Raw genomic sequence first — 12,306 nt, 5'->3', positions numbered from 1 at the left:
GTCGGGCGGGACCTGGTGGGTGCCGCCCATGGTCGGCACCCACCGGGGCCGAGGGCGGGCCTATTCCGCGGTGGCCGTATCGCCCTGCAGGCGCAGGGTGGCCATCATCCCCAGGCGCAGTCCAGGCAGCTCGCCGTCGGCCGGCAGCAGGATGGGCTGCTGGCGGATGCCACCGAAATGCTTGACCTGGAACAGCACATCCAGACCGTGACCGCTGGCGCCGCCGGCACCGGAAGCTGACGCTTCCGCCCGGCCGCCCGGGCTGCGCCGGGCCGGCTGGAAGCCCGGCGTAGCGCGCACCAGTTCCACCGTACCGGCGGAAAAATCGCCTGCGATCACACTGGGCAGGCCTTCTGCGGTCGCGCTGATCCAGGCCATGAGGTCGCTGGTCTGGTGCTGGCGGGCCGCCGCTTCATCCGGCTCCGGGCGCAGGCGGGTCACGTAGACATTGACCAGGGCCTCGCCCAGCCGCAGCCGCATCATGCCCGCCGCGCTGAACGTACCGGGCGGGTGCAGCAGGGTCACGCCATCCTCGCTGACCGGCAGCCGCGTCAGCATCGCATTGCCGTGCCGCAGCGGTTGGCTGGGCGGGTCGGCCGTGACGAAGTCGCAGCTGTAGCGCAGCCGGTTGGCCAGCCAGCAGGCCGGGTTGCGCCCCTGCTGCTGCCGCACCTGCTGTACCGAGATGACGTCCGGCTGCAGCTCGGTCAACAGCTGCGCCACCTGTTCGCGGCGTTGCTTCCACTGCGCATCGTCCCGCCCGGGCAGTTCCAGGGCCGCCACGGTCAGCTGCCGGGCCTGCGCGTCGAGGGTCGTGGTGTCCGCGGCCTGCGGCCGCGCCGGTGCCGGCAATGCAAGCAGCAACAGGCAGCAGCCGAGCAGGGGGCGGACGAGGACGAGGGCGCGCATAACGATAAGTTTACGCTTTTGTCGTGCAGGTGCCGTGACTTCCGGCAGGGCACCGGTACCGCCTGCCATGGATCGGCGGCGCTGTCATGCAGCCCCGCAGCGTGCTTCCAGCCCGCAGGTTCCGGTAACCTTGCGGCTTTCGCTTTGCAGGAATGCCTTACAGGATGAGCCACGACGCAGTCGCCCCCATCGCCGGCCAGGGAAAGATGCCGCGCCAGATCCCGTACATCATCGGCAATGAGGCCTGCGAACGGTTCAGCTTCTACGGGATGCGCAACATCCTGGTGCAGTTCCTGATCACCTCGCTGCTGCTGCAGGAAATCACTGCGGAAGGCCGTGCCGGTGAAGCCAAGGACATCATGCACAGCTTCATGATCGGCGTGTACTTCTTCCCGCTGCTGGGCGGCTGGCTGGCCGACAGGTTCTTCGGCAAGTACCACACGATCCTCTGGTTCAGCCTGGTCTACTGCGCCGGCCACCTGTGCCTGGCGCTGTTCGAGAACAGCCGCCAGGGCTTCTTCCTCGGCCTGGGCCTGATCGCGCTGGGTGCCGGTGGCATCAAGCCGCTGGTGGCCTCGTTCATGGGTGACCAGTTCGACCAGAGCAACAAGCACCTGGCCAAGCTGGTGTTCGATGCCTTCTACTGGATCATCAACTTCGGCTCGCTGTTTGCGTCGCTGCTGATTCCGCTGGTGCTGAAGAACTGGGGCCCGCAGTGGGCGTTCGGCATTCCGGGCATCCTGATGTTCGTGGCGACCTTCGTGTTCTGGCTTGGCCGCAAGCGCTACGTACTGGTGCCGCTGCCGCCGAAGGACCCGCATTCGTTCGCCAACGTGGCGCGCACGGCACTGACCGCGCGGGTGGCGGGCCAGGGCCGTCCGGGCCTGGCGATCGCCGTGGCCGGCCTGGTGCTGGCGGTGGCATCGTTCGGCCTGGTCGGCTCGCTGGGCATCGTGATCTGCCTGTGCCTTGCGCTGGTGGCGATCCTGGCCGGTGTCGGTGGCGGCACCTGGCTGCAGCTGGACCGCGCCCGTGCGCACCATCCGGCCGAAGCCGTGGAGGGCGTGCGTTCGGTGCTGCGCGTGCTGGTGATCTTCGCGTTGACCACGCCGTTCTTCTCGCTGTTCGACCAGAAGGCCTCGACCTGGGTGCTGCAGGGACAGCAGATGCAGATGCCGAGCTGGTTCACCGCCTCGCAGATGCAGGCGCTGAACCCGCTGCTGGTGATGATCCTCATCCCGTTCAACAACCTGGTGCTGTACCCGGCCCTGCGCCGCTTCGGCTTCGAGCCGACCGCGCTGCGCCGGATGACCGCCGGCATCGCCTTCAGCGGCCTGGCCTGGATCGTCGTCGGCGGCATCCAGGTGGTGATGGATGGCGGCAATGCCATGTCGATCTTCTGGCAGATCCTGCCGTACGCGCTGCTGACCTTCGGTGAGGTCCTGGTGTCCGCGACCGGCCTGGAGTTCGCCTACAGCCAGGCGCCCCAGGCGATGAAGGGGGTGGTGATGAGCTTCTGGAACCTGACCACCACCATCGGCAACCTGTGGGTGCTGCTGTCCAATGCGGCCGTACGCAACGAAGCGGTGACCCACCAGATCGCCGGCACCGGCTTGAGCGAGGCGGCGTTCCTGATGTTCTTCTTCGCCGGCTTCGCCTTCATCGCGGCGTTGGCTTTCGGTTGGTACGCGAAACGCTATCGTATGGTCGACAACTACCGCGCTGCCTGAGCCTGACATGACCCCCGTCAATCTGCTGTTGATCGCCATCACCGCCATCCTGTCATGGAGGGCGTTCAACCACCGCGCGCTGGCCGACCGCCTGATCCTGTGGCCACCGGCCATCGACCGCCACCGCCAGTACGACCGGCTGGTGACCTATGGATTCATCCACGCGGACTGGTCGCACCTGATCTTCAACATGATCACCCTGTTCTTCTTCGGGGGATTCATCGAGAGCGTGATGGTGCAGCTGACCGGCAGCTACCTGACCTATCCGGCGTTCTACATCGGCGCGCTGGTGGTCTCGATCCTGCCGAGCTACCTGAAGAACCAGAAGAATCCGAACTACCTCAGCCTGGGGGCTTCGGGCGCGGTGTCGGCGGTGCTGTTCGCCTTCATCCTGATCAAGCCGTGGTCGATCATCCTGGTGTTCTTCATCCCCGCACCGGCCATCGTGTATGCCGCGTTCTATGTCGGCTACAGCATCTGGATGGACAAGCGCGGCGGCGACCGCATCAACCACAGCGCACACCTGGCCGGCGCGGCATTCGGCGTGATCTTCATGCTGGCCATGCAGCCGAGCATCTTCACCCACTTCCTGCGCGAACTGTCCAACCCGACCTTCCGCCTGGGCGGCGGTTGAGGGGCCGGGGTCGGACCCGCTGGATCCGACCCCGGCGCAGGGCCCCCGCTCGTGGTCAGGCCCGGGTCTGCTGGCCGTAGGTGTCCAGCAGGCGGGCGAAGACTTCCTCGCCGATGCGCTGGAAATCCTGGTCTTCGGTCTGGCCTTCCACTGCGAGCTGGAGCAGGCCCTCCAGCAGGGCGCGGTCGGTATCGGAACGGGAATCGCTGGGGTGCATCGGGGGCCTCCACGGCAGTCGCACGGTCTACGGTCGCAAGGGCCGTGCCAGCGTGGCCGGACCCCTCCGCAGGCGATAGCGGCCGCGTGCGCTCCAGCTTTAGGGTCGCAAACTGACGTGGAGGGCCTGGACTTGCCCCTGTTCAGGCTTCACGCGATCATGGCGCCCGGCTGCGCACCATCCACGCAGTCGCCGCAGGAGACAGTCCCATGGCTTCGGTCACGCCCCCCGGTCTGGCCTACGAGGTCGATCACGACCAGGCCAACCATCGCTTCACTGCCCGTGTGCGTGGACAGGTGGCGGTGCTCGATTACCAGATCAAGCGCAGACGCATGGTCATCACCCACACCGAGGTGCCCGAGCCGATCGCCGGCCGGGGCATCGCCGGCGAGTTGACCCGCGTGGCGCTGCGGTTCGCGCGGGAGCAGAAGTACAAGGTCGTGCCGGCGTGTGCCTACGCCGAGGCATTCCTGCAGCGGCATGAGGAGTATCACGACCTTCTGGCGGGATGACGCCAGCGGGCTACGCTTAAGCCAGGGCGGGCGATGATGGATGAACATGAACAGGGGATCCCGATGAAGATTGGAAACAACCGGCTGCTGCGCGGAAGCGTGCTGGCCGGTGTGGCAGGCGTGCTGTTGCTGGCGGGCTGCCAGCGTGAAGCCGAAACCCCGGCACCGGTGGCCGACGCGGCGCCGGCGGTCGATGCCTCCGCCACGGGCGAGGCGCCCGCTGCGGAAGCACCGCTCGACCTGCGCGACGTGATCGAGAACAACGAACGCGAGGTGGTGGGCATCAGCTATCCGGCAGGCATCGACCGTTATCCGGGCCTGGCGCGTGCGCTCCAGGACTACGCCACCACGGCCCGCAGCGAGCTGCAGCAGGCGCTCGATGGGCTGGGCAACGACAAGCCGACCATGCCCTACGAACTCTCGCTGAGCTTCGAGAAGGTGCTGGAGACGCCGCAGCTGGTGGTGGTGAGTGCCGATGGCAGCCGTTACACCGGCGGCGCCCACGGCGAACCCCTGGTGGCACGTTTCGTCTGGCTGCCGGAGCAACAGCAGATGCTCAGCGCCGACAAGCTGGTGACCGACAGCAAGGGCTGGAAGGCGATCAGCGATTTCGTCGCGGACCAGCTGCGCGAGCGCGTGGCGACACGTCTCAGCGGCGAGGACATGGAGCCGGCCGAGCTGCAGGAGTCGCTGCGCAATGCATCGCGCATGATCGCCGATGGCACCGGCCCGCAGCCCGACAATTTCAGCCAGTTCCAGCCGCTGACCGACGACAAGGGGCAGATCACCGCGCTGCGCTTTGTTTTCCCGCCCTACCAGGTGGGTCCATACTCGGATGGGACGCAGACCGCCGATGTGCCGGCGGCGGTGCTGTTGCCGCACGTGGCCAAGGATTACGTGGAGCTGTTCGCACGCGGTTGAGCGCAGACGAGGAGGGGGCGTGGATACAGGGTTGCAGGAGCGGGTCAGCGGCCTGCTCCACGAAGCCGGGGTCCGCATTGGCGGCTCCCGGCCACAGGACATCCAGGTACATGATCCGAGGTTCTTCGCACGGGTCATGGCGCACGGTTCGCTCGGCCTGGGCGAGAGCTACATGGATGGCTGGTGGGACGCCAACGTCCTGGACGAATTCCTGGTCCACCTCATGCAGGCGCATCTGGACGAACGGGTGCACGGCTGGCGGGAAGTGGCCGACGCGCTGAAGGCGCGCCTGTTCAACCTGCAGGCCGGGCAGGGAAGCTACGAAGTCGGCCGTCGCCACTACGATCTGGGCAATGATCTGTACCAGGCGATGCTGGGCCGGCGCCTGGTGTACAGCTGTGGCTACTGGCGGCAGGCCGATGATCTGGACGCCGCACAGGAAGCGAAGCTGGACCTGGTCTGCCGCAAGCTGGGATTGCGCCCGGGCCAGCGGGTGCTGGATATCGGCTGTGGCTGGGGTGAGGCGCTGAAGTTCGCTGCCGAACGCTATGGAGTCAGCGGGGTCGGTGTAACGATCTCGCAGGAGCAGGCGGAATTCGCGCGCGAGCTGTGCGCCGGTCTGCCGATCGAGATCCGCCTGCAGGACTACCGCGCGCTGGACGAACCCTTCGATGCGATCTTCTCGATCGGCATGTTCGAGCACGTCGGTGACAAGAACTACCGCAGTTTCTTCGAGGTGGCGCGGCGCTGCCTGTCGCCACGTGGCCTGCTGCTGCTGCACAGCATCGGGACCAACGTGTCGCGGCATCGTACCGATCCGTGGATCGCGCGCTACATCTTTCCCAACTCGATGCTGCCCTCGGCGGTGCAAATCAGCAGAGCATTCGAGGGGCGGTTCGTGCTGGAGGACTGGCACAATTTCGGCACCGACTACGACCTGACCCTGCAGGCGTGGCGGCGCAACGTGGAAGCGGCCTGGCCGCGGCTGGATGCGCGCTATGACGAGCATTTCCGGCGGATGTGGCGCTTCTATCTGGCCGGGTCGATGGCGACCTTCCGGTGCCGGCACGCGCAGTTGTGGCAGCTGGTGCTGTCGCCGGAAGGCGTGCCGGGAGGCTATGTGGCGCCGCGATGAAGCCAGTGCGGGGTCAGGTCCCTTTCGCAGAAAAGGGCTCTGACCCCAACCACAACGAAAAAACCGCCCGGTCTCCCGGGCGGTTTTCGTTTCACGCTATCGCACCGGCGATCAGTTGCCGGTGCCGGTCAGGCCACGCTTCTCCAGCAGCGGTTCGATCTGCGGCTCGTGGCCGGCGAAATCGCGGAACAGCTGCATCGCGTCGACGCTGCCGCCGCGCGACAGCAGGGTAGCGCGGAAGTGGTCGCCGTTCTTGCGGCTCAGGCCACCGTTCTCGCGGAACCACTTCTGGGTGTTGGCGTCCAGCACTTCCGACCAGATGTAGGCGTAGTAGCCGGCCGAGTAGCCGCCCATGATGTGGCTGAAGTACGGGGTCTTGTAACGCGGCGGAACCGGTGCGTAGTAGATGCCGTCCTTCTCCAGCGCGGCGCGCTCGAAGGCCATCACGTCCTTGGCGGCCGGCACCTGGTCCGGGCCGATCTGGTGCCAGCGCTGGTCCAGCATGGCCGCACCCAGGTACTCGGTGGTGGCGAAGCCCTGGTTGAACTTGGCCGCGGCGATCACCTTGTCCAGCAGTGCCTGCGGCATCGCCGTGCCGTTCTGGTAGTGCTTGGCGTAGTTCTTCAGGATGGCGCTGTCATCGGCCCACATCTCGTTGACCTGCGAGGGGAACTCGACGAAGTCACGCGGCACCGAGGTGCCCGAGAAGTACGGGTACTTCACGTTCGAGAACATGCCGTGCAGGGCGTGGCCGAATTCGTGGAAGGTGGTCGTCACCTCATCCCAGGTCAGCAGGGTCGGCTGGCCGGCCGGCGGCTTGGGGATGTTGAGGTGGTTGGCCACCACCGGCTTGAAGCCGGTCAGCTTCGACTGCGAGACATACGAGTTCATCCATGCGCCGCCGCGCTTGGAGGCACGGGCGTACGGGTCGAACAGGAAAATCGCCAGCTGGCTGCCGTCGGCGTCGAACACGTCGTAGACCGTGACATCATCGTGATAGACCGGCAGGTCGGTGCGCTGCTTGAAGGTCAGGCCGAATTCCTGGTTGGCGGCGAAGAACACGCCGTTCTCCAGCACGTTCTTCAGTTCGAAGTACGGCTTCAGCTGCGACTCGTCGAAGTTGTACTTGGCCTGGCGCACCTTCTCGCTGTAGAAGGCCCAGTCCCACGGCTCCAGCGCGAACGTCGGCTTGCCCGCGGCCTTCTGCTCCTGGTCGATCATTGCCTGCAGGTCGGCCGCTTCGCGCTTGGCGTTGGCCACTGCGGCCGGGGCCAGCTTGCCCAGCATCGCGTTGACCGCCTCAGGGGTCTTGGCCGTCTGGTTGGTCAGGTTGTACGCGGCGAAGTTGGCAAAGCCCATCAGCTTGGCCTTGTCGGCACGCAGCTGCATGATGCGCGAGACGATGGCGGTGTTGTCGAACTCGCCGCCGCGGCTGCCACGGCTGACCGATGCTTCGTAGATCTTCTGGCGCAGGGCGCGGTTGGCCAGGTTGGTCAGGGGCGGCTGGCCGGTGGTGTTGAGCAGGGTGATCACATACTTGCCGTCCAGGCCACGGGCCTTGGCGGCTTCGGCGGCGGCGGCGATCTGCTCCCTGGACAGACCATCCAGCTCCTTCACGTCATCAACGGTGATCGCCGAAGCGTTCACTTCCGACTGCACGTTCTGGCTGAACCGGGTACCGAGGTTGGCCAGCTCGGCGTTCATTTCCTTCAGCTTCGCCTTGTCCGCCTCGGACAGCTTGGCGCCGGCGCGCACGTAGTTGTCGTAGTACTTCTCGACCAGGCGCACGCCTTCGGCGTCCAGACCCAGCTGAGTGCGGGTGTCATACAGCGCCTGGATGCGCGCGAACAGCTTGCTGTTCAGGGCGATCGCATCGCTGTGCGCGGCGAACCTGGCCGAGTAGTCGGCCTGCAGCTTCTTGCGGGTGTCGTTGGTGTCCGCGCCGACCAGGGCGAAGAACACGGTGGTCGCGCGGTCGAGGATGTCACCGCTCTTTTCCAGGGCGATGATGGTGTTGTCGAAGGTCGGCTTGGCCTTGTTGTTGGCGATGGCCTCGATTTCCTTCAGCTGCTGCGCCATGCCGGCGTCGAAGGCCGGAGCGAAGTCGCTGTCCTTGATCTTGTCGAACTGCGGATAGTGCAGTGCCAGCGGGCTTTCGGCGAAGAACGGGTTGGCCTGCTGTGCGGTGGTGCTGGCAGCCGGGGTGGCGGCGCCGGCGGAATAGGCGGGCAGGGCAAGGCCGAGGGTCATGGCCACGGCAAGGGCAAGGCGGGTGGTCAAGGCGGTACTCCGGTAAGGCAGACAAGTGCCCGAGGTTAACCCGGGGTAATGGGATCGGGCTTGTGTCGAAAGGCATGGGCGGGGATACCATCGGAACCCCCCATTGCGGAGATCTGCCATGACCACTGCGTTCGATTTCGGTTTCACCGACCTGGACGGCCAGCCGCAGGCCCTGGAGCAGTACCGCGGCAAGGCGCTGCTGCTGGTCAACGTGGCCAGCAAGTGTGGTTTCACCCCGCAGTACGAGGGACTGGAGGCGCTGTGGCGCGAGTACGGCCCGCAGGGCCTGATGGTCATCGGCTTCCCCTGCGACCAGTTCGGCCACCAGGAACCGGGCAATGCCGAGGAGATCCGCAGCTTCTGTGCGCTGACCTACGCAGTGGACTTCCCGCTGTCGGAGAAGATCCAGGTCAACGGCGACAGTGCACACCCGCTGTGGAAGTGGCTGAAGTCCGAGAAGACCGGCCTGCTGGGGCTGAGCGCGATCAAATGGAACTTCAGCAAGTTCCTGGTCGGACGCGACGGGCAGGTGCTGAAACGCTACGCGCCGACCGACAAGCCGGAAAGCCTGCGCGGGGACATCGAGAAAGCGTTGCAGTCCCGGCAGTAGGGGGCTGCCGCTTCCCGCGACAGCGCCGGACGCAGGCCCGGCGCTACCGGTCACTTCTCGACGAAGGCGCGCTCGAACACATAGTGACCCGGCTGGCCGATGCGCGGGGAGACCTGGAAGCCACGGGCGTCGAGCACCGTGCGCAGGTCGGCCAGCATCTGCGGGCTGCCGCAGATCATCGCGCGGTCATTCTCCGGGCTCAGTTCCGGCAGGCCCAGGGTGCGCTGCATTTCCCCGCTTTCCATCAGCGAGGTCAGGCGCCCCTGGTTGGCGAACGGTTCGCGGGTGACGGCCGGGTAGTACAACAGCTTGTCGCCGATCATCTCGCCGAGGAACTCGTGCTCAAGCAGGTCCTTCTCGAAATAGTCGCGGTAGGCCAGGTCCTTCTCGTAGCGCACGCCGTGGCACAGGATCACCTTCTCGAAACGCTCGTAGGTCTCCGGGTCCTTGATGATCGACAGCCAGGGCGCCAGGCCGGTGCCCGTGCCCAGCAGGTACAGGTTCCTGCCGGGATGCAGATCGCTGATCAGCAGGGTGCCGGTGGGCTTCTTGCCCACCAGAACCTTGTCGCCGGGCTTGATGTGCTGCAGGCGCGAGGTCAGCGGGCCGTCCTGCACCTTGATGCTGAAGAACTCCAGCTGCTCTTCCCAGTTCGCGCTGGCGATGGAGTAGGCGCGCAGCAGCGGCCGGGCGTCGGTTTCCAGGCCGATCATCACGAACTGGCCGTTCTCGAAGCGGAAACCGCTGTCGCGGGTGAGGGTGAAGCTGAAGTAGGCATCGGTCCAGTGGCGGACCTCAAGCACCGTTTCGGCGCCGAAAGCGGAAGACATGGGCGTATCTGTTGGAAGTCGTCGGGGTAATTCTATCTCAAATGAGACAGGTTCTCATTAGGCGGAACGAGAGGCGTTCTCAGCGGTAGCCGGCGGCCTGCAGCTCGAACAGCTCGGCGTAGCGGCCGCCCTGGGCCATCAGCTGCTCGTGGGTGCCGCTGGCCTCGAGCCGGCCATCGGCCAGCACCAGGATGCGGTCGGCCATGCGCACCGACGAGAAGCGATGGGAGATGAGTACGGCAGTGCGATTGTCCGCCAGTTCCCTGAACCGTTGGAATACCTCGAACTCGCTGCGCGCATCCAGCGCTGCGGTTGGCTCGTCCAGGATCATCACCTGCGCATTGCGCATCCATGCGCGGGCGATGGCGATCTTCTGCCACTGCCCGCCGGAGAGGTCCACGCCCTCCTTGAAGCGACGCCCGATCAGCTGGTCGTAGCCGCGTGGCAGCGACTCGATCACTTCCTGGGCCATGCCCCGGCGCGCGGCATCGGCAACCCGTTCCCGGTCCGCCATCGCCTCGACCTGGCCAACGCCGATGTTCTCCCCGGCGCTCAGGTTGTAGCGCACGAAGTCCTGGAAGATCACCCCGAGATTGGCGCGCAGGTCATCCAGGTCATAGTCGCGCAGGTCCCGGCCGTCGAGCAGGATGCGCCCCTCGTCGGGCTCGTACAGCCGTGCCAGCAGTTTGACCAGCGTGGTCTTGCCGGCACCGTTCTCGCCGACCAGTGCCAGCACTTCGCCGGCATGCAGCTGGAAATCGAGGTGGCGGACGGCCCATTGCTCGGCATCGGGATAGCGGAAGCCGACGTTCTCGAACACGAAGCCCTGGCGGATGGGCTGCGGCACGGCTACGGCGCCCTCGCGCGAATGGATCTCCGGCTGGATCTGGAAAAACGAGAACAGATCGTCCAGGTACAGGGCCTGGCTGGCCACCTGCGAGAAGCCGATCAGCAGGCCCTCCAGCAGCTGGCGCAGGCGCAGGAAGCTGCCGGCGAGGAAGGTCAGGTCGCCGATCGAGAAATCGCCGCGCACCGTGCGCCAGGCGATGTAGGCGTAGGCGGTGTAATAACCCAGCGTGCCCAGCGCGGCCAGCAGGGTGCCCCACACGGCACGGCGCCGGGCCAGCGCCCGGTTGGCCTTGAACAGCGCCACCGACAGGCTCCTGTAACGCTCCACCAGGAAGCGGTGCAGGTTGAAGATTTTCACTTCCTTGGCCGTCTCCACGCTGGCGCCGAGCTGGCGCAGGTAGTCGAGCTGGCGGCGCTCGGGCGTCCATTGGAAATTCAGGCTGTAGCCGGCGGCGTTGAAGTGCGATTCGCCGATGAAGGCAGGCACCAGGGCCAGCGCCAGCAGCAGGATCAGCCACGGCGCGTAGACCAGCAGGCCCACCGCCAGGCTGACCACCGTGATGGCGTCCTGCACCTGGCCGAACAGCTGGCTCATCAGGTTCATCCGGCCCATCGTCTGGCGCCGCGCGCGGTCCAGCTTGTCCTGCAGGTCCGGATCCTCGAAGTCCTCCAGATCCAGCGTTGCGGCGTGCTCCATCAGCCGGATGCTGGTGGCGTTGGCGAACAGCTCCGACAGCAGGGCATCGGCGTAGGCCACCATCCGGCCCAGCAGGTCGGAGACGATGGCCAGGCCCAGTTCCAGGGCCAGCAACCCGAGCAGCGGATTGAGCAGGCCGCTGGCCAGGGCCTCGCCCAGCGGTGGAAAGCCGGCATCGTGCCGGCTCAGCTGCAGCGCGCTGTCGATGATCAGCTTGCCCACATACAGCATGGCGACCGGCAGCAGGGCACGGATCAGGCGCAGTCCCAGGCTGACCAGGGTCAGTGCGGGGCTGGTCTTCCACACCAGTCGCAGGAACGGTGGCACGTTGCGCATCGCATTGAAGCGCTGGCGCAGGCTGGGCTTCTTTTCGGCTGAAGGCATGTCGCCATTGTGCGCGCCTGAGCCGTGGCGAAGGCATGAATGCGGCGCCGTAGGGAGCGCGCACGTCAGGGCGCCACCGGTGCGGAGCCACGCTGCGCGAGGCCCCGCACCCTCGTGGATCACGGCAGCGGCGGCAGCAGGCCGGCGCCGAGGCGGTTCCAGGCGTTGATCACCGCGATGCCCATGCTCAGGTCGCTGATGCCCTTCTCATCGAAGTGCGGTGCCAGCGCATCGAACGCTGCCTGCGATGGCGCGCCGTCGGTGAGCCGGGTCAGGGCCTCGGCCCAGCCCAGCGCAGCGCGCTCACGCGCATCGAAGAAGCGGCTTTCGTGCCAGGCGGGCAGGGTGTCCAGCTTGCGCGGCTCGATGCCGCCCTTGCGCAGCGCCGTGCCGTGCATGTCCATGCAGTAGCCGCAGCCGTTGAGCTGCGACACGCGCAGGAACACCAGTTCCATCAGGGTCGGATCGACCGAACTGTCATGCACTGCCTGGCTGGTTTCCAGCAGGCCCTTGAAAGCCTTGGCGGCCAGGCGGGTATAGGGAACGCGGGGTGAGGCGGGGTTGGACATCGTGGGCTCCACGGCGGCCCCGATGGCCG

12 protein-coding genes are annotated in these 12,306 nt (G+C 66.3%); 6 read left to right on the top strand and 6 right to left on the bottom strand.

Annotation, left to right across the window (positions count from 1 at the left end):
• Nucleotides 1-60: 60 nt before the first annotated feature.
• Nucleotides 61-909 carry an endonuclease/exonuclease/phosphatase family protein gene (locus tag ACVOKU_RS07380; RefSeq protein WP_481559530.1) on the bottom strand — a complete coding sequence of 283 codons (849 nt, stop codon included), beginning with the start codon at nucleotides 907-909 and terminating at the stop codon, nucleotides 61-63.
• 164 nt (nucleotides 910-1,073) lie between these two features.
• Here ACVOKU_RS07380 and ACVOKU_RS07375 point away from each other — a divergent pair, with 164 nt between their 5' ends.
• On the top strand, nucleotides 1,074-2,639 hold the full coding sequence (locus tag ACVOKU_RS07375) for a POT-type proton-dependent oligopeptide transporter (RefSeq protein ID WP_481559529.1): 1,566 nt from the start codon (nucleotides 1,074-1,076) through the stop codon (nucleotides 2,637-2,639).
• Nucleotides 2,640-2,646: 7 nt separating this feature from the next.
• On the top strand, nucleotides 2,647-3,273 hold the full coding sequence (locus ACVOKU_RS07370) for a rhomboid family intramembrane serine protease (protein ID WP_053516907.1): 627 nt from the start codon (nucleotides 2,647-2,649) through the stop codon (nucleotides 3,271-3,273).
• A gap of 55 nt (nucleotides 3,274-3,328) precedes the next feature.
• On the opposite strand, the gene ACVOKU_RS07365 is transcribed toward ACVOKU_RS07370, so the two are convergent.
• Nucleotides 3,329-3,490, bottom strand: coding sequence for a hypothetical protein (locus ACVOKU_RS07365; protein ID WP_481559528.1), 162 nt, complete (start codon nucleotides 3,488-3,490; stop codon nucleotides 3,329-3,331).
• Nucleotides 3,491-3,699: 209 nt separating this feature from the next.
• Between ACVOKU_RS07365 and ACVOKU_RS07360 the strand changes: the two genes are divergently transcribed.
• From ACVOKU_RS07360 to cfa, 3 genes are read left to right on the top strand one after another with little or no spacing between them, the layout of a single operon-like run.
• Complete coding sequence (locus ACVOKU_RS07360) at nucleotides 3,700-4,002, top strand: GNAT family N-acetyltransferase (protein WP_053516908.1); 303 nt, start codon at nucleotides 3,700-3,702, stop codon at nucleotides 4,000-4,002.
• A 36-nt stretch (nucleotides 4,003-4,038) separates the two neighbouring features.
• Nucleotides 4,039-4,923 carry a DUF3298 and DUF4163 domain-containing protein gene (locus ACVOKU_RS07355; RefSeq protein ID WP_065175544.1) on the top strand — a complete coding sequence of 295 codons (885 nt, stop codon included), beginning with the start codon at nucleotides 4,039-4,041 and terminating at the stop codon, nucleotides 4,921-4,923.
• A gap of 19 nt (nucleotides 4,924-4,942) precedes the next feature.
• Nucleotides 4,943-6,058 (top strand): cyclopropane fatty acyl phospholipid synthase, encoded by a 1,116-nt coding sequence (gene cfa / locus ACVOKU_RS07350; protein WP_481559527.1) that lies wholly within the window; start codon nucleotides 4,943-4,945, stop codon nucleotides 6,056-6,058.
• A gap of 111 nt (nucleotides 6,059-6,169) precedes the next feature.
• Here the strand turns inward: cfa and ACVOKU_RS07345 are convergent, their stop codons facing one another.
• The gene (locus ACVOKU_RS07345; RefSeq protein WP_481559526.1) at nucleotides 6,170-8,338 is read right to left on the bottom strand and encodes a M3 family metallopeptidase; all 2,169 of its coding nucleotides are present in this window, start codon (nucleotides 8,336-8,338) and stop codon (nucleotides 6,170-6,172) included.
• Between the two features lie 118 nt (nucleotides 8,339-8,456).
• Here ACVOKU_RS07345 and ACVOKU_RS07340 point away from each other — a divergent pair, with 118 nt between their 5' ends.
• Nucleotides 8,457-8,948, top strand: a complete 492-nt coding sequence (locus ACVOKU_RS07340; protein WP_481559525.1) for a glutathione peroxidase — start codon at nucleotides 8,457-8,459, stop codon at nucleotides 8,946-8,948.
• Nucleotides 8,949-8,998: 50 nt separating this feature from the next.
• On the opposite strand, the gene ACVOKU_RS07335 is transcribed toward ACVOKU_RS07340, so the two are convergent.
• The 3 genes from ACVOKU_RS07335 to ACVOKU_RS07325 all read right to left on the bottom strand — a co-directional run bounded on the left by ACVOKU_RS07335 (nucleotide 8,999) and on the right by ACVOKU_RS07325 (nucleotide 12,277).
• Nucleotides 8,999-9,778 (bottom strand): ferredoxin--NADP reductase, encoded by a 780-nt coding sequence (locus tag ACVOKU_RS07335; RefSeq protein WP_481559524.1) that lies wholly within the window; start codon nucleotides 9,776-9,778, stop codon nucleotides 8,999-9,001.
• 79 nt (nucleotides 9,779-9,857) lie between these two features.
• Entirely contained in the window at nucleotides 9,858-11,708 is a 1,851-nt protein-coding gene (locus ACVOKU_RS07330; RefSeq protein ID WP_481559523.1) for an ABC transporter ATP-binding protein, read from the bottom strand.
• A 119-nt stretch (nucleotides 11,709-11,827) separates the two neighbouring features.
• Nucleotides 11,828-12,277: a carboxymuconolactone decarboxylase family protein gene (locus ACVOKU_RS07325; protein ID WP_481559522.1), complete on the bottom strand. Its 450-nt coding sequence runs from the start codon at nucleotides 12,275-12,277 to the stop codon at nucleotides 11,828-11,830.
• Nucleotides 12,278-12,306: the final 29 nt, after the last annotated feature.

The organism is Stenotrophomonas sp. STEN147 (genome assembly GCF_056757995.1).
Note: the sequence above shows the minus strand (reverse complement) of the source record. Positions and strands in the feature narration are given on the sequence as shown.